Below are 22,567 nucleotides of genomic sequence, written 5' to 3'. Positions count from 1 at the left end.
GATTATTGAATTAACATAACTTGCTTATCTTGTTTTTTCATACTACGTGTAAATGCTGTTACACCTGTTCTAGCAATTTCTTTCAAACCGTATGGACGAAGTAATTCAATTAACGCTTCTACTTTATCTTGCGTACCTGTTACTTGCACAACTATGGAATCCTTCCCAACATCTATTACAGCGGCTCGAAACGGTTCAATTAAACTATATAATTCTGCCCTCGCTACAGAAGTTGCTACTTTAATAAGAGCAAGCTCTCTAGCAATCATCGCTTCTTCTGTAATATCTGATACTTTCAGAACATCAATTTGCTTATGCAGTTGTTTAATTAACTGCTCCACTTGCTGTTCACTTTCAACGTGTACAACAATCGTCATTCGCGATATATCTGATGATTCTGTATGACCTACTGAAATACTTTCAATATTAAAATGTCTTCGTGTCATAACCCCTGTAATTCGGTTTAACACACCACTTTGATTTCGAACTGTCGCTGTAACAATTCTCTTCACCCTTTTTCCACTCCCTCCATTTGGTGAACACCTTTTCCTGGCGCAACCATCGGCATAACCTTCTCTGATTGAAGTACACGACAATCAATTACAACTGGCTCTTGTAATTCGATCGCATGCTGGATTTGCTTCTTTGCAAGAAGTGGATCGTCAATACGAACACCTTTTATGCCATATGCATTTGCAAGAGCGACGAAATCTGGTTGGCATGGTAATAAAGAATGTGAATATCTTTGATTGTAAAATTCATCTTGCCATTGTCTTACCATTCCTAAAGCTTCATTATTTAAAATAAATACTTTAACGGGTAAAGCGTGTTCTTTTAATACACTTAATTCTTGCAGAGTCATTTGAAACCCAGCATCACCAACAATTGCAATAACTAATTCTTCAGGCTTTGCAATTTGCGCACCGATTGCTGCTGGAAATCCGAACCCCATCGTTCCTAATCCACCAGAAGTTACCCATTTATCTGGATTTTTCAGAGGATAATATTGCGCTGCCCACATTTGGTGTTGCCCAACGTCTGTTGTTACAATCGCTTCTCCCTTCGTAATTTCATATAGCATATCAATCGCATATTGAGGTTTAATACTTTCAGAATTTCTTTTATAAGAGAATGGATATTTTTCTTTTCTATTCTTTAATAAAAAGAGCCATTCATGATGATTTTCTTTCTTTCCTTCTGATTGAAGCAATACTTCTAACGCCTGCTTAGCACTTGCAACAATAGGAATCTCTGTTGGCACATTTTTCCCGATTTCTGCTGGATCAATATCGATATGTGCAACAGTCGCCCCTTTAGCAAAAAAAGCTAAATTTCCAGTAAGACGATCATCAAATCTCGCGCCTATATTAATGAGTAAGTCGCATTCATATAATGCCATATTGGCTGTATAAGAACCGTGCATTCCCCCCATCCCTAGAAATAGTTCATCATCTGGTGGAAAACCACCAAGTCCAAGTAATGTATGCACAACAGGGATTTCATATTTACGAGCAAAACTTGTCAATTCTTTCGAAGCTTTCGCATGCAATATACCCGCTCCAGCTAAAATTAACGGTTTTTTTGCGGTTTCAATTACTTTGAGTAATTTGTTTATTTGAAGTAGATTCGGTTCATAATTAGGGTTATATCCTGGTAAATCCATTTGTACATTGCTACATCGCTCACCTTTCTCGACTACCATATCTTTCGGAAGGTCAATAACGACTGGTCCTGGTCTTCCTGTTTTAGCAATATGAAATGCTTCTTTAATAATTCGAGGTAAATCTGAGGCCTTTCGCACTTGATAGTTATGTTTTGTCACTGGCATCGTAAGTTCCCATAATATCTGCCTCTTGAAAAGCATCGCTCCCAATTAACGTTGTTGCTACTTGGCCTGTAAATACTACAAGTGGCAATGAATCAATCATCGCATCAGCTAGACCCGTAATTACATTTGTAGCACCTGGTCCACTCGTTGCAATTACAACCCCTGGATTCCCTGTAATTCTGGCATACCCTTCAGCAGCGTGAATTGCCCCTTGCTCATGCCTTGTTAAAATATGCGGAATTTCACAATCATACAATGCATCATAGAGAGGTAAAACGGCACCACCCGGATAACCGAAAATCACTTCTACGCCTTCCTTTTCTAGCGCTTCTAACAATAGCTGTGCACCAGTTTCCAGTTTCTCTTCCGTTTTTGAAGACATTGTTCTTATAAGCCCCCTTTTTCAACCTTTTATACAATAAAAAAATCCTACGTCCACACTCCAGCTATGTGCTGAAGGGACGAAAGATTTCGCGGTACCACCCTTCTTTGCAAGAATACTCTTGCCTCAGTGATCCATAAATGGATCTAGCTAATAACGGAGCTACCGTCTAAGCCTAGACAAATGCTTTAGCTTAGCACTCAAGGGCGATGTTCGTCGACGTGAACCATCGGTTTTCAGCAACCACCGACTCTCTGTGAGGCTTCACAATCAACTACTCCTCCCTATCAACGCTTTCTTATGTTAAAAAAGTTGTTATCCAACTTTATTTTCTTCGTAAATTTTCTCTCCATCTTCTACAACTAACTTACGAAACTCTTCTAATAAACGGTTCGTATGTGGACCTGTTTGCCCTAAGCCAATCGTTCTACCATCTACTGTCGTAACAGCAATCACTTCAGCAGCTGTTCCTGTTAAAAACACTTCATCAGCTACATATACATCATGTCTTGTAAATAACTCTTCTCTTACGTCATACCCAAGTTTTTCGCCGATTTCTAAAATGGCGTTTCGTGTAATACCTTCTAACGCTCCAGCAGAACTTGGTGGTGTAATTAATTTATTTCCTTTAACAATAAACACGTTATCTCCTGATCCTTCAGCTACATATCCTTGATCATTTAACATAAGCGCTTCTTGTACTCCAGCTAATTTCGCTTCAATACGAACTAAAATATTGTTTAAGTAATTTAAAGATTTTACTTGAGGGGATAAAACATCGGGACGATTTCGGCGCGTTGCAACTGTTACAACTGGAATCCCTTTCTCATAATATTCTTGTGGGAATAAAGATAATTGTTCTGCAATTACTACTACATTCGGCTTCTTACATGAATCGGGATCCAATCCAAGATTTCCTGCTCCTCTTGATACAACAAGGCGAATGTATCCATTAGATAATTTATTTTGTCGAATCGTCTCAACAACAATATTTGTTACTTCATCTAATGAATATGGAATTTCTAAAAGGATTGATTTTGCTGATTCATACAACCGGACAAGATGCTCTCTCAAACGGAAAACATTACCGCTATAAACTCTAATTCCTTCAAACACTCCATCGCCATATAAATAGCCATGATCATATACTGAAACTTTTGCCTCATCTTTTGGAACAAATTCTCCATTTAAGAAAATCCATTGCTCATTCACTAGAAGCGCCTCCTATGTTCTATGAATTTTTTATTGTTTCCTAGTTTACTCTCCTTTCTAAATAAATCAAGTGAATTTTTAGAAAATTTATAATTTTTAATCATACGTACTTCTTTACTTATACTGATTTAACAACATTGTTAACGTTTACAAAAAGTCAAAAAATTTTTTTCGCCAATTTCCACTAAAAAAATATTTGTTTAAAAGAAGGATTTTCATCAATTGATACGAATCTATTGTATTCAATAAACGGACGTCCGATTTTATAAATCCGGAAATATATAACGACTTTTGCTGAAAAAGGGGGAAAATAACAAAAATAGCGCTGTCTAAAAATAACATTCATATTTTTCATTTCGTAATCATAATCCTATTTTTAAAAAACAATTTGTCAAAATGAAGGAGGAAATAAATATGGCGTGTGTACAAATTAAAGGAACGAGACAAGAGGTAGTAGAAATGCTGCAATTATTTGATCTAATGGATACGAAAGGTTTTTGTAAATTCGATAATTACGTAGAGGTAGAACCAAATACGCAAGAACATAATCATTTTATTGCTTCAATCGACATCCATTCAAATACTTCTTCAGCACAAGATACATTATTAAACGATCAATTCGTTAGTCAAATGCTTACTGGCGTATATAACGACTAAACAAAGATTTACTTCCTACCGTCTTTTCATAAATATATGCAGTGAACTTGAGCATACTAGCAATTAGATGGTAGGGAGGTGAGAATTATGGCTAGAATTGGCGTTGAAAACTCATTAACAGACGTTCAACAAGCTCTTCAGCAACAAGGTCATGAAGTTGTTACACTTAACTCAGAACAGGATGCACAAGGGTGTGATTGTTGCGTTGTAACTGGGCAAGATTCTAATGTGATGGGCATTGCAGATACATCAATTAAAGGATCAGTCATTACAGCTCACGGTTTAACAACAGATGAAATTTGTCAACAAGTTGAAAGTCGCACTTAAAAAATGAAAGAGGACTCCTTTTAAAAGGAGTCCTCTTTTTTATATTCACCTAACGGGAAAGTAACATATACTGGATGAAAGCCCTACCTCTCTCTCATCATTACGGTTCCACTGACCGCTCCTTGATTCACTAGTATACATATATAGCTTACAAATACAATTTATAGGGTTTGTTCACAAAAGTTGTTGATAAAATTACCCGATCTTTCGCAAACTTTTCGTATTGCATTCATAAGAGATATTTACTTTACACTAGCTGTAACCGAGACACGAATTAAAATTCTAACACCAATACAATAACTTGTCAACTTTTTTCCGCAAATTAAAAACAGACATTAACGGTTTGTCTGTTTTAGAATGGAGCTTTTTCTTTTATTACATATACAACAAAGCCGCTTACTAACATGAATAAGCCAACTACTAAGTTTTTGATATTAATCATAAATTCCTCTCCCTTATTCCACACATCATATATATTTACATTTCAATTATTCCGATCATCCTAAAGCGCACTTTTTCTAATATATCATAATTCCTAAAAAATGCAAGTTCACTTTTGACGACCATTCACAAATTTATCTACAGTGCTTGGTACAGTATTTAAAGCCTTTTCAATTAAATGTGTACTGCTGTTGAGATGTAATACTTGCACCCCTTTTTAACCAACTACTAAAAAAGCTACTGGACTAATGGAAACCCCAGCCCCGCTTCCTCCTCCAAATGGATGCCCTTGTTTGTTCTCTTTATGCTGATTTTGCCCACCGTTATGTTTTTCAGTAATGAAATCCCCTTTAAAATCACTTCCACCAGCTCCAAAACCAAAAGCCACTTGAGATACTGTTAATACTACATTTCCGTCAGCTGTTGAAACCGGGCTCCCAACAATTGTATTTACATCTACCATCTCTTTTAAATTTGTCATTGCCGTTTTCATTAAATTTTCAATTGGATGTTCCATTATGTATTGCACCCTTTCCTCATTATTCCTTTTTATATTTTCCAAAATAGAGGAAGTCATACTAACTTTTCCTATTTCAAGAAAACATTTTCCTCCTTTTAAAAGATACTACTCCCTGTACATGCTCCGGTATAGTGAAACTTTAATCAGTGGGATGTGCACGTTTCTCGACTCCCACAAATAGCGGGATAAAAAAGAAAAAGAGATACATACTACTATTGAACCTTGTTATGAAAGGAGTCATGACTTTGACTGAGAAATTTGATGATTATAAAAGAAAAGATAGAATAGATAGTGATTATAGTGACTATAAAGAAGAGTACGCCGCTGAGGTTGCACCACAACGCATTGATTATGATTACGATGATAAAGACGATAAAGATGTTGTAAAATCGTCCGCTGCTGGATCAACTGCTGGTTTTATCGCTCTTGCGCTATCTATCTTATCGCTATTTACATTTCCAACACTATTTGGTCTTGTTTCTGTTTTACTCGGTATTTACGCTTATAATCGCGGAGCTACTGTAACTGGCGGTATCGCTGCAGTTGTCGGTGGAATTGCTGCACTTATCGCAATTTTATTCCGAGTAGCACTTATTGGTCTATTGTTCTCCCTGTTCTAAAAAAGAAAAAGGTATCTCGCTTAACGCGGGATACCTTATCCTGTAAACACATCTTCCGATGGATATTTTATTTTTTGTTTTGCTGGTCGCGCTAAAGAGAACACAAGTGTTAATGGTCCAATTAATCCGCAGAACATAACAAACATAATAATACATTTTCCGAATGCCGATAGCTTTGCAGTAATTCCCATCGTTAATCCGACTGTGCCAAACGCTGATATTGTCTCAAATAATAATTGAATAAAGCTGAAGTTTTCTGTAAGCATTAATATGAATACCGCTGCTAAAATAAGTATTTGACTGGCAACAGCAATCGCTAAGGCCCTCGTTACTGTCGACATTTTAATTGTACGCTGAAATAAAACAATTTCCTCCTTTTTTCTAAAGAAAGAAAGGACAGATGTAATTAAGATAACAAACGTCGTTAATTTAATTCCTCCACCTGTCGATACACTTCCTGCACCAATAAACATTAAAATCATCGTAAATAATATAGATGATTCTTCCATACCTCCATAGTCAACCGTATTAAATCCAGCTGTCCGCGGAGTAATACCTTGAAAGAAGGAAGCCCATAGTTTTTCATTTAAAGATAAATTCCCTAACGTCTTCACATTATTATATTCCAATACAAAAATTACAATCATTGCTATAACATTTAGCACTACTGTTCCAATAATCATTATTTTTGAGTGAAGTGATAATTTTCGAAAACTGCGGCTATACCATATATCAATTAATACGGTAAAACCGAGTCCCCCAATTACAATTAAAGAGCAAATCCCAATATTAATAATGGGATCCCCTACATATCTTGTTAAATTATCTGGCCATAAAGCAAATCCTGCATTATTATAAGATGCAATTACATGAAAAATACTATAATATAAACCTTTTCCAAAACCAAACTCTGGAATAAAGCGAAACGATAAAAAGATGACCCCAATAAGTTCAATACAAATCGAAAATATAAAGACACGCTTTACTAATTTTACAAGACCACCTATATTTGTTTGATTAAATGCTTCTCCAATTAATAAACGATGGCGTAATCCGATTTTTTTACCTAGTACCCAAACAATTAAAATGGCAATTGTCATAAGACCTAGACCACCTGTTTGAATTAAAAACATAATAACAATTTCGCCAAACATCGTAAATGTACTTGCTGTATCCACTACTCCCAAACCAGTTACGGTCGCTGCTGACGTTGCTGTAAAGAAAGCATCTACCCAACTAATATGTACTTTCGTTGCGAATGGTAATTTTAATAACAAACCGCCAACCACAATTAAGCAGAAAAAGCCTAATGCTAATATTTGTGGTGGGTTTAATCGTATAAGACGATTATACAGCCCTTGTTTTTTTGTTACGTCCATATCACTAACTCCCTTATTAAAGTGAAGCTTTCCCCTCATACAATAAAAAGCTTTTTAAAAGCCCTTAAATAATTGGGACAAACCTTATATTCTCATAATATAGTTGAGCATAATCCTTTTTTTCATAGATTACAACTTTTATTTATATTCAGATTCCTTTTCGTTTTATGCCGGAAAACTCTATATCCTAACTCAATATTGCTAGCAATAACAATTTCATATGTACTATTTTTCAAATCCCCATATCTTTCACTCTATGTTCACATAGAGGTCACATCCACCTTTTATAGTATATGTATCGAAGCTGTTCCTCCCTAATTTATAAGACATTCCCCAGTGTCTTTGAATAGCTTCCATCCCTAATTAAATTGACATAAATTGTCCCCTTCCTTGACCATCTTATATATGATGGTCTTATTTTTTTGTTTTCTCTATCTTTTATTCCGCTATTTGTGGGCAATAAACGTCCGATTGGTTAAGGCTAATAATCAACAGGGGATGAACAAAAAACACTCATTAAATTTTCATTTTATTTAAAACTCCCTCTCTCTTTCACTCTATATTCACACAGAGGTCACATCCACCTTTTATAGTATATGTATCGAAGTTGTTCCTCCCTAATTTATAAGACATTCCCCAGTGTCTTTGAACAGCTTCCATCCCTAATTAAATTGACATAAATTGTCCCCTTCCTTGACCATCTTATATATGATGGTCTTATTTTTTTGTCTTTCTATCTTTTATTTAAAACTCCCCATATCTTTCACTCTATGTTCACACAGAGGTCACATCTACCTTTTATAGTATATGTATCGAAGTTGTTCCTCCCTAATTTATAAGACATTCCCCAGTGTCTTTGAACAGCTTCCATCCCTAATTAAATTGACATAAATTGTCCCCTTCCTTGACCATCTTATATATGATGGTCTTATTTTTTTGTCTTTCTATCTTTTATTTAAAACTCCCCCTCTCTTTCACCCTATGTTCACATGAGAGTCACACCTATCTTTTATAGTATATGTATCGAAGTTGTTCCTCCCTAATTTATAAGACATTCCCCAGTGTCTTAAAGCAACTTCCATCCCTAATTAAATTGACATAAATTGTCCCCTTCCCTTGACCATCCTATGTGATGGTCTATTTTATTTTCCAAACACAAAATCGGTCTATCTACACTTAAACAAAAATGAAAAATTCAGAAAATATTGTCAAATTAGGTATTTTTTCGGTATAATTACTTTAGAAAGAAATTTCGCAAAAACAAAAGGGGGGATTTTATTGAAACAAACAAAAGCAATCTTAATCGCATTATTTCTAGGTCTAGTTGTTGGACTCACTCTAAATTTAGCTGCTCCATCTATCTTTGAGCCACTAAATCAATATGTGTTCAACCCAATTGGTCAATTGTTTATTCGACTTATTAAAATGCTAGTTGTTCCTGTTGTGTTCATTTCTATCGTACTTGGTGCTGCCGGCCTTGGAGATCCGAAACAACTTGGAAGAATCGGTTTAAAATCAATTTCATTCTTTCTCGTAACAACTGCGGTTGCCATCTCTATAGCGGTTACATTTGCACTTATTATAAAACCAGGAGCTGGCGGTAATTTTAAAACAGAAGGTCTTAAGTATGAAGGTGCAAAAACTGAAACATCTTTCGTCGACACATTGCTAAATATCGTACCAGATAACCCAGCAAAAGCGATGGCTGACGGAAACATGTTACAAATCATTGCCTTTGCCGTATTGATTGGACTCGGTATAGCTATTTTAGGAAAACGAGTTCAAGGTATCCATTCATTACTTGAACAGGGCAACGAATTAATGATGTATCTTGTTAATCTCGTTATGAAATTAGCCCCAATTGGAACATTCGGTTTGCTCGCTTCATCCGTTGGTAAAATGGGGCTTGCAGGCGTCGCTGCGATGTTCAAGTATATGATTGTCGTTATGTTAGTACTCATTATTCACGGGGTCTTTGTATATGGCGGCTTATTAAAGGTATTAGCAAAAGAAAGTATTGTTCGTTTCTTTAAACATTTCGGACCAGTAATGGCAATTGGATTTAGTACATCTAGCTCTAATGCATCGCTTCCATTTGCAATGAAAACAGCACAAGATAAGCTTGGCGTTCCAAAAGCGATAAGCTCATTTGTACAACCACTAGGGGCAACTATTAATATGGATGGTACTGCCATTATGCAAGGAGTAGCCACTGTATTTATCGCTCAAGTATACGGAGTTGAACTTACATTACCGCAATTAGCTATGGTCGTATTAACTGCTGTACTAGCTAGTATCGGTACTGCTGGTGTACCTGGTGTTGGACTTGTAATGCTTACAATGGTTTTAAATCAAGTAAATCTACCAGTAGAAGGTATCGCTTTAATTATCGGTATTGACCGTATTCTAGATATGTCTAGAACAGCTGTAAACATTTCTGGTGATGCAATTTGCGCAATGATTGTCGCAAAATCAGAAGAAAAATATAATACGGATCAATCGGCAGCATCGTAAATCAAAAAAGGAGTGAATTATTTCACTCCTTTTTTGATTTACTCCCTTTTTTAGAACGATATTCTTTCCCTTTATTATCATTACCAGTTTCAAATTCAGTGCTAAATTCCTGATTAAACTGGCCGGACTTTGGTGATCCTTGACTACCGCTCCCTTTACTACCGTTACGATTCGTCATATTTCTCCCTCCTTCCTTGTATTAGTAGTATGGCGCTCTATCTTTTTTCGTACACATTTTATTTATTAACATCTATTACACACGAAAGAAGATCTCCCATCTATAAGGAAGACCTTCTATTTTATCACGTAAGCGTTTTCTTGTTTATAATCACTTAAATAAGTTTTTTGGAAATTGAAATCATTACATTCATTTCATCTTCTGAAAGTGCAGAGAATCTTTCTTGTAAATATTGTTTTTTCGCATCTTCCATTTTCGCAACTAAATCTTTCCCTTGTTCTGTAATCTCTAAATACACAACTCGGCGATCTGATGTAGAACGTGAACGAGTTACAAAACCCTTATTAATTAATTTTTCTGTAACAGCTGTAATATGACTATTCGACACATTTAATTCATTTGCTACACGCGATACCATTTCTTTATTCGTACGATTTAATATTCTTAGGACGATGAATTCATTCCACGGTATGTAACCACCAAATATTTTTCCGATATCATTACGCAACGTGCGAAACATAGCAAACACATTTGTCGATAGTTCTTCCATTAATTGCTCTCGATTTTGAGACAACATTGACAGCTCCTTTTATTTCATTTAGTTAAATAAAAACCTTATTAATAATTTTACATGAAATCTTACTTTTTGTCACCTTATTTTCCCATAATTCGTAGTTTTTTAATATGTATTTCATGATAAAATGAAGTCAACTTCCAAGAAAAAGGGGTATTTTAATGCATGAGGAGGATAGGTTCTCAAATCTCAGCCTAAAAGATAAAACAATTATCATTAGTATTATTGCTCTTTTTCTCATTATAGTTTTTACATTTATATTTTTTGTATATGTAGGAATCTTTCAAATTACAGGTATAGCGTATAGTTCACGTACTGCTTTACTTCTCTTTTTTTTATTAATCACTTTCTTAGATGGTATTACATTATTTATTTTCAGTTTCTTCAAAGCGCTGCTATATCCATTGACTCAAAACATGTCAAATTGGATTTCTCTCACTCTTTTCTCATTCATTGAAATTACACTAGATTGGTTCGTCATTCATACTGCTGATGATTGGATAGAAAGCGTACAAATGTCCAACTTAACTGAATTATGTGTCGTACTATTCTTTTTTCTATTAAATAAATTATTAAGTGACAAGAAAGAGTAAGAATACAAGCTTTTCTATATAAAAATTGGTACAATGAAAGCAAATCTTACTAAAGAGGTGTTAATTATGAACTTACAACAATGGGCTGATAAAGGTATGTCCTTTGATACATATGTGAATGAAATGCAAGTAAACCAATACGAGCTACTACACATTTACAATAATTTTTTAATTCCAAATGAATTACTTCCTGTATTAGAAGAACGTCAAAATGATGGCTGGCGTGTTATCGTATTAACTGCTGATTGGTGTGGCGATGCTCTTTTATGCGTACCTGTTATGAAACGAATTTCTGAAGTTGCAAATATTGATATGAGTTTATTAATTCGCGATGAAAACTTAGAATTAATGGATCAATATTTAACAAATGGAACAGCACGTGCGATTCCAATCTTTATTTTCATTGATAAAGATGGAAATGAACAAGCTGTTTGGGGACCACGCGCTCCAAAAGTACAAGAATTAGTAACTTCAATGCGCGCTACATTACCTGAAAAAGAAGATCCAACTTTCGAAGAAAAACAAAAAGAAATGTATGCTAATTTCCGTGCTACATTAGCTGATGATACTTCTCTTTGGGAACATGTAATGGAAAACATGATGGAAAAAGTAGTAAAATAAAAACCTGCCGAGCTCGGCAGGTTTTTTTATTACATAATGAAGAAATAGAATACCGCAGCTAAAATGAAACGATAATAAGCGAACGGTGTTAGTTTTACACGAGATAATAATTTCAAGAATGAAACAATTGCAAGCATCGCAACAACGAATGCAGTTACAAATCCTGTTACAAATAGCGTTATATCTGCTGAGCTTAATACATCCCAGCTTTTAATTAAATCTAAGCCACTTGCAGCTACCATCATCGGTACCGCTAAAATGAACGTATATTCAGCTGCCGCTGTATGCGACACGCGAGCTAATAAACCACCACTTATTGTAGAACCAGAACGAGAAAATCCTGGCCAAAGAGCTAAACATTGGAACATTCCAATTGTAAATGCCTGTTTATATGTGATTTCATCTAACGTTCTTGCTGTACTTGGTTTCGAAAACTTCTCAGCAACAATCATTAAAATACCACCGGCTACTAAGCTAATAACAACTGGTCCTGGACCAAATAAACCCTCTTTAATAGTGCTATGGAATAATACGCCAAGTACCCCGGCAGGAATCATCCCGATAATAATATGTAATAAATTTAACGATGGTCCGTCTGTTACTTTACCTATTCCAACTAACGACCATAGACGCTTCCAAAATATAACAACAACTGCTAAAATCGATCCCAATTGGATAACAACTTCAAAAACTTTCGCTCTCTCATCGTCAAATCCAATTAAATGTCCTGTTAAAATCATATGTCCTGTTGATGATACTGGTAGAAACTCTGTTAACCCTTCAACAGCACCCATGATTAAACCAATTAACCAATCAGCCACAAGTAGTGCCTCCTTAATAACAAATAATATGTAATTTTTTCACACCTTATCATAATACCTTATCCCTTTTCAAAGTGCATCCTTTTTTTATTGGCTTCATATGTTATAGGCGCGTATTTCTTTTCTAATCTTTGATTAAATTGTATGATAGTAAGAGTTTGTTTTTTTATACGGAAAGGGGATTTTATGAAAGAAACTACTTCATTCTCACAAAAGTTAAAGCAATTTGTATTACTATTTTTTCCGATTTTCGTAACGCAAATGTCATTATTTGCGATGAGTTTTTTTGATACAACGATGTCAGGACATGCAAGTCCAACTGATTTATCAGGTGTGGCAATTGGAACAAGTATATGGATTCCAGTTAGTACGGGGTTAACAGGAATTTTAATGGCTACTACTCCCATTGTTGCACAGCTCGTTGGATCCAAGAAAAAAGAGGACGTTCCCCACGTTGTCATACAAGCAGTTTATTTAGCAATTTGTGCTAGCTTCGTTGTTATCCTCATCGGTTTTTTCGTCGTTTCACCTATTTTAAATGGCATGCGCTTAGAAGAACCTGTGGAACGTATTGCAGCGCAATTTTTAAGTATTATCGCAATAGGAATTATACCTTTATTCACTTACACTGTTTTACGTGGATTTATTGATGCATTAGGAAAAACTCGAACAACGATGATTATTACATTATTATCATTACCAATTAATGTAATATTAAATTACCTATTAATTTTTGGTAACTTCGGTTTCCCAAAGCTCGGTGGTGTCGGAGCAGCAATTGCTTCCACTGCAACATATTGGTGCATTTTAATTATTACAGTCATTATTATTCAGACGAAAGAGCCTTTTGCCTCTTTCAACATTTTCAAACAATTATACCGACCTTCTCTTTCGAGTTGGATAGCATTCTTAAAACTTGGCGTCCCTATCGGATTTGCTATCTTTTTTGAAACGAGTATTTTCGCTGCGGTAACGCTCATGATGAGTAATTTTAGTACGACAACTATTGCAGCTCACCAAGCAGCTATGAACTTTGCTTCCTTGTTATATATGACTCCGCTAAGTTTAGCAATGGCAATGACTATTGCGGTTGGATTCGAAGTTGGAGCAAAACGTTACGATAATGCAAAACAATACGGACTGATTGGAATTGGATTAGCCCTTGCCTTTGCTTTATTATATTCGATTCTTCTCTACTTCTTTGATGATCAAATTGCTTCTATTTATACGACAGATGCAAAAGTTCATCATTTAGCAAAAGAATTTCTTATCTTTGCAATTTTATTTCAAATTTCAGATGCAATTGCAACCCCTGTACAAGGAGCTTTGCGTGGTTATAAAGATGTAAATGTTGCTCTAATTATGACTTTAATTGCTTATTGGATAATAGGTCTACCACTAGGTTACATATTAGCGACGTATACAGAATGGGCCGCGAAAGGCTATTGGATCGGTCTTATTATCGGTCTAGCATTTGGCGCTGCCTTCCTACTTATCCGTCTCTTTCAAGTACAACGAAAATATACAACACAAAACAGCCGCTAATAATAAAGCGGCTGTTTTCTTTATGCATATTTTTTCTTGTAACGTATAATATAATGAAAAAGAAAGGTGGGTACATATGGACGACAAAGAAAAAAAGCAATCATTCGATGAAGAATTTGCCCCTGAAATTTCACCTGGATATCGGCAAGATGTACATAAGCCACCTAAATATAAAAACACTTCGTTTTTAATGGGCATTACCATTTTCGCTGCTGTATTACTCATACTTATCATTTTCGTTTATTTTTGATGAAAGGTGGCCTATTATATGAAGAAACAAGATTCCAATCGTTCAAAAAGAACTGTTAAAACACAAAAAGGATATGCAGGAGATTCTGTTCATACTCTTAAACAAGTCGAGCAAGGGAATTTATATATTGCTCAAAAAGAACTTGGTCAACAAAATGAAAATCTTTAAAGGCCCTTTATTCCTTAAGGGTCTTTTTATTCCGCATTAAGTAATACACCCTCAAATGTTCTATTGAGCAATGAATTTCCTTTATTGTACGCGCTGCTTTTGTTCTAGCACCATAAATATATTATTAACCTTTACAATTTTCACTTCATAATTCAATTTCATTTCGCTTCTCTTACTCTTACCATTTTCAGTACCCGCAACGTACGCTACAGCTTGATAAAGAAAACTCTCATTGGTCTCTTCACGTATCTCCTCGTTTGTAAATTTATACTCTAAATCTTGAAAACGATTTGGATAATAATTTCCCATTAATTGTTCATACCCTCTATTTAAAAATAGTTCTTCACCTTTTCGTTTCACATCTTCTTTATTAGTAGACCCAAACACTGATAGTTGCTCGGTCACAAAATGCTCTCCTACCTTTTTCATTTCATTATGAGTTAAGTTTTCTATACTTTTGTTCTTTAACTCCTTATTTAACTCGTACTGATCAATCGGTTTAAAGGTAGCAAAAACCTCCTCTTTATATGACCAAAACAATACAAAAGCGATACATAGAGAAATGATTAACAGTCTTTTTTTCGTAATACTCCCGCCCTTCTTCATAATAATAGATATATTTTAACATATAGAAAGAAAATTCTGATATCATAAAATAGAATAACTTAACTCAGAAACGAGGAACAATTATGGACTCTTACAAACATTATATAAAAGAAGCTTTGCCTAATCTTTCTATACATTCATATAAACAAAATGAAGAAGGATGGGATAATGTAGCAGTTATAGTAAATGATGAGCTACTGTTTCGTTTCCCGCGAAAACAGGAATATGCGATGCGAATTCCGTTAGAAAAAGAACTATGCGCAATTCTCACTCAATCACTACAAGAAATCGAAGTTCCACAATATCACCTAATTTATAAAAATGAATCTGATGAGGTTCCTCTTTGTAGTTACTATACTCTCATTCATGGTGAACCATTAAAAACAGAAACAGTTGCCACGCTGGAGGATCCAAAGCTGAAAGCAATTATTACACAATTAGCTACTTTCCTTGCGGTACTACATAGTATTCCTTTACACCAAGTTACAACGCTATGTTTCCCTATTGAAAAAACATGTACCTACTGGAAAGAGCTACAAACAAAATTAAACCAATATCTCACTACTAGCCTTACTTCATTACAGAAACTAGCCTTAAATCGCTTATTTGAAAATTTCTTTGCATGTTTAGCTACATCCACTTTTCAAAACACAATCATTCACGCTGATTTTACTCATCATCACATTTTATTTAACAAGCATAACAAAAGCATTTCAGGTGTTATCGATTTTGGTGATGCGCAAATTGGCGATCCTGCTTTTGATTTTGCAGGACTATATTATGATTTCGGACATGAGTTTACTACATCTGTATATGAACAGTACAGTACACTTATTTCTCATCATGATCCATTACTCATTCATCGTATTACTACCTTTTATCAATACAGTCCTTTACTACATAATATTATTTATAATTTTGAGTCAGAGAATGAACTCGAATTCATTACAGGCACAGAACAGCTAAAAACGATATTACAGGGATGAGATTACATTCTCTCCCTAATATTTTTCTCCTCATACATCATTAACTTTTTATCCATTTCAACAATAACTTTATACAATTGAAACGCCTGTAAAATTTGCAGTTGAATTTCAAAAGGAGCATTTTGTTCTTTTAACCATTGAAATACTTTTGTTTCATCTTTCATTGATTATTCCTCCCTTTATTCTGATTTGTGGGTAGCCCGATTAATGAGGGCTGATAATCAGTGGGTGATTGACAAAACCCCCACTGATTAAAGTTTCACTTTATTAAAATCTGCTACAAATATACCGTAAATGATGAAAAGCTTTTCATGTCAATAACAAAAAAGGATGCAAAGTTGCATCCTTTAATGAACTATATTTTTCTTCTGTTTCGCTTCTGTCTTTACTTCTTCCCCTTGGCATTCACTACGAAACGCACAACTTATACACTCAGAACGAAAATGACGCTCTGTATAATGCTCAGGTTGCTCTAACATTTCTTTCATTCTAGATAAATCAGCCATTCCAGTTATAATATCTTCCTGTTTCGGAATGTACTCATACTTAGTTCCTTCTATTAAATTAATAACTTCAATTTTTCCTGGAAGAACTCCGAAAGCTTTATAACTGAATACTGTCATTAGCTTCTGACAAAGAGCAAGCATTTCCTCATCTGCATCGACAACATACTTTTTAATTACAAACGACTCAGCACTCCACTCACCAACTTCAAATGTCAATGACATGTGGACACCTAACTCTTCCATATATGTTTGAAACTTCTCGTATAAAAACAATGGTGGTGTCTGACTATCATCCTTTTCAACGAACTGTAATAAGTGATCCGTTAGCTTCGCTAATACAATATAGTATTCCGTCTTCGAAGCAAACATATTAATCCTTACTTTTTTCCAATACTTTTCTATTAATATTAAAAGTACAATTTTCGTTTGTTGACCCGCAGGTAGCGTGTAATACTCGTTAATAATTTGATTGACAATCATTTGTGCTATTTGTTGCCATTCAAATGAAGAAGGTTCTCTTCTTTTTATGTGACGAAAATAAAATTTATGCGGACAACGCATAAAATCATACAAATGATAATCTGTCATCGTTTTGATTGAGATTTTCTCATGCACTTGCTCTTCATCTCCCTTCTGCCATTAAGAAAGGTGTTTTACAAATTCAGCTCCAAACTGTAAACATTTTTCTACATCTTCATCTTCTGGCGTTAATTCTACTTTTAGTCCTTCTAACACAACTGCTGCCCCGCGCTCTTGTAGCTTTTCTATTAAAATGTCAACTGCCACTCCGTATTTCGGATAAGCCGAATCACATGATCCGAATACTGCCGCTTTTTTCCCAGTTAAATCAATAGAATCCATTGCATCATAAAAATCTAAGAAATCATCAGGAAGATCGCCATCTCCCCAAGTGTATGCACCTAAAATAATTCCATCATACTGTTCTAATATAGAAGCTTCTGGTGAATCCATAATATCAATAACTTCAATTTCATTTTCTGTTTCACGAATTACGCCGGCAATATGGTCAGCCATTTCCTCTGTATTTCCACTCATACTTGCAAAAATCATTACTAACTTACTCAACTGAACCTCTCCCTTTACTTTGTATCTCTTTTTCTGTTTGAATGCTCTTCTTCTCATCTACATATTCAGACCGAATTACATTTCTTTGCCATTCCATATGCTGATCAACATCTTTATTTTTATCTTTTAATCCCCTCCGCAGAAGGTGAAAATTCTTTCTCATTAACATGTCGCATCCATCCTATTGATAATAATTATCAATTTCAACTATATTTAGATTAATTGACATTGATTATCAATGTCAATAACTATTTTAAAAAAAATGATTAAAATGTACAAGCTTGTCCGTTAGCTATTCATATACTATGAATGAGCATAGTTCTTTCTCAGCCCTCTCTGACGGAAAGAAATAAAAGCAACTGCAATAGAGTGCAGTTGCCTTTTTTTGTTTTTCTATAATTTTAGTAATCTTATAGTCGTCTCTAAAAATATCTCCACTCCACAAATTAATGCTGATTCATCCACGTCAAATTTCGGATGATGATGTGGATAACAAGTATATATATTTTCATTACCTGTTCCTAATTTAATGAAACAACCAGGTGCTTTTCTTAAATATGCTGAAAAATCTTCTCCACCCATAGAAGGTTCAAGCTTCACAACACGCTCATTCCCAAACAAATGTAGTGCACTTTCTTCTACTATTTTCGTAATATATTCATCATTAATAACCGGATCATATCCATATCGATACGTATATGTATACGATCCTCCATGTGCTTCTGTAATTCCTTTCACAATTTTCTCGATTTTCCCTTCTGCTTCCACCCTCAATGCTTGATTAAATGAACGAACAGTTCCCATTAAAGTTGCTGTACTAGGAATAATATTGTCAGCCGTTCCCCCATGAAATTGTGTAACTGAAACAACCCTTTGCATAAAAGCATTTGTATTTCTTGATACGATATGTTGTAGATTTGTAATAATCTGTGCTCCGATAGCAATAGGATCTATCGTTTCTTCTGGTCGCGCCGCATGTCCTCCTTTGCCTTGAATCTCAACTGTAAATACGTCTGGAGCTGCCATCATCGGTCCATATGCAATTCCTATCTTTCCACTCTCAAGTCCTGACATAACATGTAAACCTATTACATAATCAACACCGTCCATTACACCTGCCTCAACCATTTCTTGTCCCCCACCGGGATACACCTCTTCTGCGTGCTGAAAGAATAGACGAATCTCACCTGCAAAATCTTCCTTTATATTTGATAACACCTCTGCTGTACTTAATAAAATAGCTGCGTGAGCATCGTGCCCACATGCATGCATCATTCCTTTATTCACAGATGTATAAGATTTACTTGTCTCCTCTTGAATTGGCAAAGCGTCTATATCAGCTCGAATCGCAATTACTTTCCCTTGCTTCACACCTCTTTTAATTGCTAGTACACTATACTTCGTCGGTCTCGTTACTTCAAAAGAAGAAAATGAGCATAATGTATCATATATAAATTGCGAAGTTTCTTTTTCATGAAATGATAATTCCGGATACTTATGGAAATGCCTTCTCCATTTCACGATATTTTCTTCCGAAATTAGATTCTTCCACACTCTATTCATGATAATTTCCTCCTTTTCAAAAGAACTAGAAATTTAAAAGTTTACTCCGTCTTAAATGATTAATAAAAACAAACACTGTATTTTTACGTATTCTTATAGTCCACTTTTATGTATTCACACAATCCACTTTCTATTTACATGTCAAACCCATTACAAATTCATGCTGAATGTAATATAATTGCTAAGTTAGGGATTTTCTTTTTTAGTATTTAGTGCTAATATCAAAAAAGAGCCTTTTGACTTATTTTTACCTAAAATGTGGGATTTTGTTTTTTTCACAATAATGTAGGACATGATACCTACAAAGAGCTATTATTTCATTAAGAGAGGGAAAGACATGGAAAGATTAAAAGAGATATGGTCTCGACCACTCACACAATGGGTTGCAAAGACGGTTTATTATCTTGCAATTTTATTTGCATTACTTTGGTTGTATGGATTCCATGATACAAACACAAGTACATTTATTTACAATGAATTCTAAGGTGGGAACGTTATGAAGTTATTAGAACAAATTGAAAAGTGGGCTGCAGAAACGCCTGATCAAACCGCTTTTGTTTGGCGAGATGCGAAAATTACGTACAAACAATTAAAGGAAGATTCTGATGCGTTGGCACATTGGATTTCTTCTGAGTATCCAGACGATCGTTCACCAATTATGGTGTATGGCCATATGCAACCTGAAATGATTATTAACTTTTTAGGATGTGTAAAAGCTGGACATGCTTACATTCCTGTAGATTTATCTATCCCAGCTGATCGTGTACAACGTATTGCTGAAAATTCTGGTGCGAAATTACTTTTATCGGCAACAGCAGTAACTGTAACTGATTTACCAGTTCGCATCGTAAGTGAAGACAACTTAAAAGATATTTTCTTTACTCATAAAGGGAACACTCCAAATCCTGAACATGCGGTAAAAGGTGATGAGAACTTCTACATTATTTACACATCAGGAAGCACAGGTAATCCGAAAGGGGTTCAGATTACTTATAACTGCCTTGTTAGCTTTACAAAATGGGCTGTAGAAGATTTCAACTTACAAACAGGGCAAGTATTCTTAAACCAAGCACCTTTCTCATTTGATTTATCTGTAATGGATATTTACCCATCATTAGTAACAGGTGGTACACTTTGGGCAATCGATAAAGATATGATTGCGCGTCCAAAAGACTTGTTTGCTTCTTTAGAGCAATCGGATATTCAAGTATGGACTTCCACACCTTCTTTCGCTGAAATGTGTTTAATGGAAGCATCTTTCTCTGAGAGTATGCTACCGAACATGAAAACATTCTTATTCTGCGGTGAAGTGTTACCAAATGAAGTAGCTAGAAAATTAATTGAGCGTTTCCCTAAAGCAACAATTATGAATACGTATGGTCCAACAGAAGCTACTGTCGCTGTAACAGGTATTCACGTTACAGAAGAAGTGCTTGATCAATACAAATCACTTCCAGTTGGCTATTGTAAATCAGACTGTCGCCTTCTTATTATGAAAGAAGATGGCACGATCGCACCTGATGGTGAAAAAGGTGAAATCGTAATTGTCGGTCCAAGCGTAAGCGTTGGATATTTAGGAAGCCCTGAATTAACAGAAAAAGCATTTACTATGATTGACGGTGAGCGCGCCTATAAAACAGGCGATGCTGGCTATGTTGAAAATGGTCTTCTATTCTATAATGGTCGTCTTGATTTCCAAATTAAGCTGCATGGTTATCGAATGGAATTAGAAGAAATTGAGCATCACCTTCGTGCGTGTTCTTACGTAGAAGGAGCAGTTATCGTTCCAATTAAAAAAGGTGAGAAATACGATTATTTATTAGCGGTTGTTGTTCCTGGGGAGCATTCGTTTGAAAAAGAATTCAAATTAACATCTGCAATCAAAAAAGAACTCAATGAGCGATTACCAAACTACATGATTCCACGTAAATTCATGTATCAATCTTCTATTCCAATGACACCAAATGGAAAGGTAGATCGCAAAAAATTATTGAGTGAGGTTACAGCATGACCGCATATGGATCATTTTATTTTTTCGCTATAGTGGGCATTTTATTAATACCTACTATCATAGCTGGATTAAAAGGTAAAATGTTGCGCAAATATAATGCCGTTTTAACATTAGTCATGCTTGCTATTATCTTCTCAGATAAACCAAAGCAAGCAATGATGCTAGCTGCATTTATTATTTGGCAATATGTCCTTATTAAAGGCTATTTAATTTTAAGAAAACAAAATAATAGTACATTCACATTTTGCATAGCTGTTATTTTATCGATTTTGCCTCTTATTTTGGCAAAAATCGCGCCGTTTGCATCGTTTTTACCTGAGTTAAAACTTGTTGTTTTCCTAGGTATATCTTACGTAACATTCAGAGCAGTTCAAATGGTATTTGAAGTTCGTGATGGTTTAATTAAAGAGCTTTCTTTCTTTAACTTCTGGGAATTCGTTTTATTCTTCCCTGCGATTTCAACAGGACCTATCGATCGTTACCGAAGATTCCAAAAAGATATTCAAAAGCCACCTAGCGCTGAAGAATATCAAAATTTACTATATACAGGACTAAATCGTATTTTCCAAGGTTTCTTGTATAAATTTATTATTGCTTACTTAATAAAGCAATATTGTATGGATCCAGCATTCGCTCAACACGATACAATATTTTCAAATATGATTTACATGTATAGCTATAGCTTATATCTATTCTTTGATTTTGCTGGTTATAGCTCTTTTGTAATTGGTGTAAGTTACATGATGGGAATTAAAACGCCAGAAAACTTCAATAAGCCATTCCTTAGTCGTAATATTAAAGACTTCTGGAACCGCTGGCACATGAGTTTATCATTCTGGTTCCGTGATTTTATTTACATGCGTTTCGTCTTTTTTGCAACGAAGAAAAAGTTAATTAAGAACCGTTACACCATTTCGTATATCGGAGCATTGTTAAACTTCTTCATTATGGGAATTTGGCACATCCAAGGAAGCGCTGTTGCGCAGTATGTTATTTATGGTCTATACCATGCCGCACTGTTTATTTTATTCGATATTTTTGAACGAAAAAACAAGAAGCATAAGTTTTGGCCAAACAATAAATTTACACACATCCTTGCGATTGTAATTACGTTCCACGTTGTATGTTTCGGTTTCCTAATCTTCTCTGGACACCTTAACAGATACTTTTAATGCACCC

Annotated in this window: 26 protein-coding genes, 2 pseudogenes and 1 other annotated feature; of the genes and pseudogenes, 13 read left to right on the top strand and 15 right to left on the bottom strand. The window is 35.0% G+C overall.

The window, feature by feature from the left end; translation table 11 throughout:
- Nucleotides 1-2 precede the first annotated feature (2 nt).
- From ilvN to ilvE, 3 genes and pseudogenes are all read right to left on the bottom strand, one after another.
- The gene (ilvN, locus tag BC_RS06940; protein WP_000822952.1) at nt 3-512 is read right to left on the bottom strand and encodes an acetolactate synthase small subunit; all 510 of its coding nucleotides are present in this window, start codon (nt 510-512) and stop codon (nt 3-5) included.
- Nucleotides 509-2,210, bottom strand: a pseudogene (ilvB, locus tag BC_RS06935) (acetolactate synthase large subunit). Before ilvB ends, ilvN begins: the two are co-directional and overlap by 4 nt.
- 72 nt (nt 2,211-2,282) lie before the next feature.
- Nucleotides 2,283-2,510, bottom strand: a binding site (T-box leader).
- A 15-nt stretch (nt 2,511-2,525) separates the two neighbouring features.
- Complete coding sequence (ilvE, locus tag BC_RS06930) at nt 2,526-3,422, bottom strand: branched-chain-amino-acid transaminase (RefSeq protein ID WP_001005486.1); 897 nt, start codon at nt 3,420-3,422, stop codon at nt 2,526-2,528.
- A gap of 414 nt (nt 3,423-3,836) precedes the next feature.
- Here ilvE and BC_RS06925 point away from each other — a divergent pair, with 414 nt between their 5' ends.
- Complete coding sequence (locus tag BC_RS06925; RefSeq protein ID WP_000752513.1) at nt 3,837-4,079, top strand: DUF3911 family protein; 243 nt, start codon at nt 3,837-3,839, stop codon at nt 4,077-4,079.
- An 87-nt stretch (nt 4,080-4,166) separates the two neighbouring features.
- The gene (locus tag BC_RS06920) at nt 4,167-4,406 is read left to right on the top strand and encodes a YkuS family protein (RefSeq protein ID WP_000101022.1); all 240 of its coding nucleotides are present in this window, start codon (nt 4,167-4,169) and stop codon (nt 4,404-4,406) included.
- 352 nt (nt 4,407-4,758) lie between these two features.
- On the opposite strand, the gene BC_RS06915 is transcribed toward BC_RS06920, so the two are convergent.
- Both BC_RS06915 and ytfJ read right to left on the bottom strand, forming a co-directional pair.
- Nucleotides 4,759-4,848, bottom strand: coding sequence for a hypothetical protein (locus BC_RS06915; RefSeq protein ID WP_000608227.1), 90 nt, complete (start codon nt 4,846-4,848; stop codon nt 4,759-4,761).
- A 108-nt stretch (nt 4,849-4,956) separates the two neighbouring features.
- Nucleotides 4,957-5,424, bottom strand: a pseudogene (gene ytfJ / locus BC_RS06910) (GerW family sporulation protein).
- Between the two features lie 188 nt (nt 5,425-5,612).
- Between ytfJ and BC_RS06905 the strand changes: the two are divergent.
- Complete coding sequence (locus tag BC_RS06905; protein WP_000136541.1) at nt 5,613-5,987, top strand: hypothetical protein; 375 nt, start codon at nt 5,613-5,615, stop codon at nt 5,985-5,987.
- Between the two features lie 35 nt (nt 5,988-6,022).
- Here BC_RS06905 and BC_RS06900 read toward each other — a convergent pair whose 3' ends face one another.
- Complete coding sequence (locus BC_RS06900) at nt 6,023-7,366, bottom strand: TrkH family potassium uptake protein (RefSeq protein WP_000383526.1); 1,344 nt, start codon at nt 7,364-7,366, stop codon at nt 6,023-6,025.
- 1,278 nt (nt 7,367-8,644) lie between these two features.
- Here BC_RS06900 and BC_RS06895 point away from each other — a divergent pair.
- Nucleotides 8,645-9,880: a dicarboxylate/amino acid:cation symporter gene (locus tag BC_RS06895; protein WP_000814809.1), complete on the top strand. Its 1,236-nt coding sequence runs from the start codon at nt 8,645-8,647 to the stop codon at nt 9,878-9,880.
- A gap of 22 nt (nt 9,881-9,902) precedes the next feature.
- Here the strand turns inward: BC_RS06895 and BC_RS06890 are convergent, their stop codons facing one another.
- Together BC_RS06890 and BC_RS06885 are read right to left on the bottom strand one after the other, a co-directional pair.
- Nucleotides 9,903-10,058, bottom strand: coding sequence for a hypothetical protein (locus BC_RS06890; RefSeq protein WP_000184935.1), 156 nt, complete (start codon nt 10,056-10,058; stop codon nt 9,903-9,905).
- 154 nt (nt 10,059-10,212) lie between these two features.
- Nucleotides 10,213-10,632, bottom strand: coding sequence for a MarR family winged helix-turn-helix transcriptional regulator (locus BC_RS06885; RefSeq protein WP_000081432.1), 420 nt, complete (start codon nt 10,630-10,632; stop codon nt 10,213-10,215).
- Between the two features lie 161 nt (nt 10,633-10,793).
- On the opposite strand from BC_RS06885, the gene BC_RS06880 reads away from it, so the two are divergent.
- Both BC_RS06880 and BC_RS06875 read left to right on the top strand, forming a co-directional pair.
- The gene (locus BC_RS06880) at nt 10,794-11,225 is read left to right on the top strand and encodes a regulatory YrvL family protein (protein ID WP_000544069.1); all 432 of its coding nucleotides are present in this window, start codon (nt 10,794-10,796) and stop codon (nt 11,223-11,225) included.
- 33 nt (nt 11,226-11,258) lie between these two features.
- Complete coding sequence (locus BC_RS06875; protein WP_002023667.1) at nt 11,259-11,846, top strand: thioredoxin family protein; 588 nt, start codon at nt 11,259-11,261, stop codon at nt 11,844-11,846.
- A 29-nt stretch (nt 11,847-11,875) separates the two neighbouring features.
- Here BC_RS06875 and uppP read toward each other — a convergent pair whose 3' ends face one another.
- Nucleotides 11,876-12,667: a bacitracin resistance undecaprenyl-diphosphatase gene (uppP, locus tag BC_RS06870; protein ID WP_000796255.1), complete on the bottom strand. Its 792-nt coding sequence runs from the start codon at nt 12,665-12,667 to the stop codon at nt 11,876-11,878.
- Between the two features lie 186 nt (nt 12,668-12,853).
- On the opposite strand from uppP, the gene BC_RS06865 reads away from it, so the two are divergent.
- From BC_RS06865 to BC_RS27595, 3 genes are all read left to right on the top strand, one after another.
- Nucleotides 12,854-14,212: an MATE family efflux transporter gene (locus tag BC_RS06865; protein ID WP_000665560.1), complete on the top strand. Its 1,359-nt coding sequence runs from the start codon at nt 12,854-12,856 to the stop codon at nt 14,210-14,212.
- A 76-nt stretch (nt 14,213-14,288) separates the two neighbouring features.
- A complete protein-coding gene (locus BC_RS06860; protein ID WP_000341062.1) occupies nt 14,289-14,462 on the top strand; it encodes a hypothetical protein in 174 nt (57 codons plus the stop codon).
- Nucleotides 14,463-14,480: 18 nt separating this feature from the next.
- Nucleotides 14,481-14,630: a hypothetical protein gene (locus BC_RS27595; protein ID WP_000743742.1), complete on the top strand. Its 150-nt coding sequence runs from the start codon at nt 14,481-14,483 to the stop codon at nt 14,628-14,630.
- Nucleotides 14,631-14,711: 81 nt separating this feature from the next.
- Here the strand turns inward: BC_RS27595 and BC_RS06855 are convergent, their stop codons facing one another.
- Nucleotides 14,712-15,236 carry a hypothetical protein gene (locus BC_RS06855; RefSeq protein ID WP_000715254.1) on the bottom strand — a complete coding sequence of 175 codons (525 nt, stop codon included), beginning with the start codon at nt 15,234-15,236 and terminating at the stop codon, nt 14,712-14,714.
- A gap of 83 nt (nt 15,237-15,319) precedes the next feature.
- On the opposite strand from BC_RS06855, the gene BC_RS06850 reads away from it, so the two are divergent.
- Nucleotides 15,320-16,222, top strand: a complete 903-nt coding sequence (locus tag BC_RS06850; RefSeq protein WP_000378982.1) for an aminoglycoside phosphotransferase family protein — start codon at nt 15,320-15,322, stop codon at nt 16,220-16,222.
- A 2-nt stretch (nt 16,223-16,224) separates the two neighbouring features.
- Here the strand turns inward: BC_RS06850 and BC_RS27590 are convergent, their stop codons facing one another.
- The 5 genes from BC_RS27590 to amaA form a co-directional block, all read right to left on the bottom strand.
- Nucleotides 16,225-16,386 (bottom strand): hypothetical protein, encoded by a 162-nt coding sequence (locus tag BC_RS27590; protein ID WP_000651085.1) that lies wholly within the window; start codon nt 16,384-16,386, stop codon nt 16,225-16,227.
- Between the two features lie 183 nt (nt 16,387-16,569).
- Nucleotides 16,570-17,343, bottom strand: a complete 774-nt coding sequence (locus BC_RS06845) for a hypothetical protein (protein WP_000544574.1) — start codon at nt 17,341-17,343, stop codon at nt 16,570-16,572.
- 24 nt (nt 17,344-17,367) lie between these two features.
- On the bottom strand, nt 17,368-17,814 hold the full coding sequence (locus BC_RS06840; protein WP_000041153.1) for a flavodoxin: 447 nt from the start codon (nt 17,812-17,814) through the stop codon (nt 17,368-17,370).
- Nucleotides 17,807-17,983, bottom strand: coding sequence for a hypothetical protein (locus BC_RS27585; RefSeq protein ID WP_000929023.1), 177 nt, complete (start codon nt 17,981-17,983; stop codon nt 17,807-17,809). The genes BC_RS06840 and BC_RS27585 overlap by 8 nt, the downstream gene beginning before the upstream one ends.
- 224 nt (nt 17,984-18,207) lie before the next feature.
- Nucleotides 18,208-19,377: an N-acyl-aliphatic-L-amino acid amidohydrolase gene (amaA, locus tag BC_RS06835; protein WP_001082781.1), complete on the bottom strand. Its 1,170-nt coding sequence runs from the start codon at nt 19,375-19,377 to the stop codon at nt 18,208-18,210.
- Between the two features lie 337 nt (nt 19,378-19,714).
- On the opposite strand from amaA, the gene BC_RS06830 reads away from it, so the two are divergent.
- From BC_RS06830 to dltB, 3 genes are read left to right on the top strand one after another with little or no spacing between them, the layout of a single operon-like run.
- The gene (locus BC_RS06830; protein ID WP_000440293.1) at nt 19,715-19,861 is read left to right on the top strand and encodes a teichoic acid D-Ala incorporation-associated protein DltX; all 147 of its coding nucleotides are present in this window, start codon (nt 19,715-19,717) and stop codon (nt 19,859-19,861) included.
- Between the two features lie 12 nt (nt 19,862-19,873).
- Entirely contained in the window at nt 19,874-21,388 is a 1,515-nt protein-coding gene (gene dltA, locus BC_RS06825) for a D-alanine--poly(phosphoribitol) ligase subunit DltA (RefSeq protein ID WP_000770505.1), read from the top strand.
- A complete protein-coding gene (gene dltB, locus BC_RS06820) occupies nt 21,385-22,560 on the top strand; it encodes a D-alanyl-lipoteichoic acid biosynthesis protein DltB (protein WP_000127959.1) in 1,176 nt (391 codons plus the stop codon). The genes dltA and dltB overlap by 4 nt, the downstream gene beginning before the upstream one ends.
- The last annotated feature ends 7 nt before the right edge of the window (nt 22,561-22,567 follow it).

This window comes from Bacillus cereus ATCC 14579 (assembly GCF_000007825.1).
GTDB classification, from domain to species: domain Bacteria; phylum Bacillota; class Bacilli; order Bacillales; family Bacillaceae_G; genus Bacillus_A; species Bacillus_A cereus.
The sequence above is the reverse complement of the archived record's forward strand: the minus strand, read 5'-3'. Positions and strand labels throughout refer to the sequence as shown.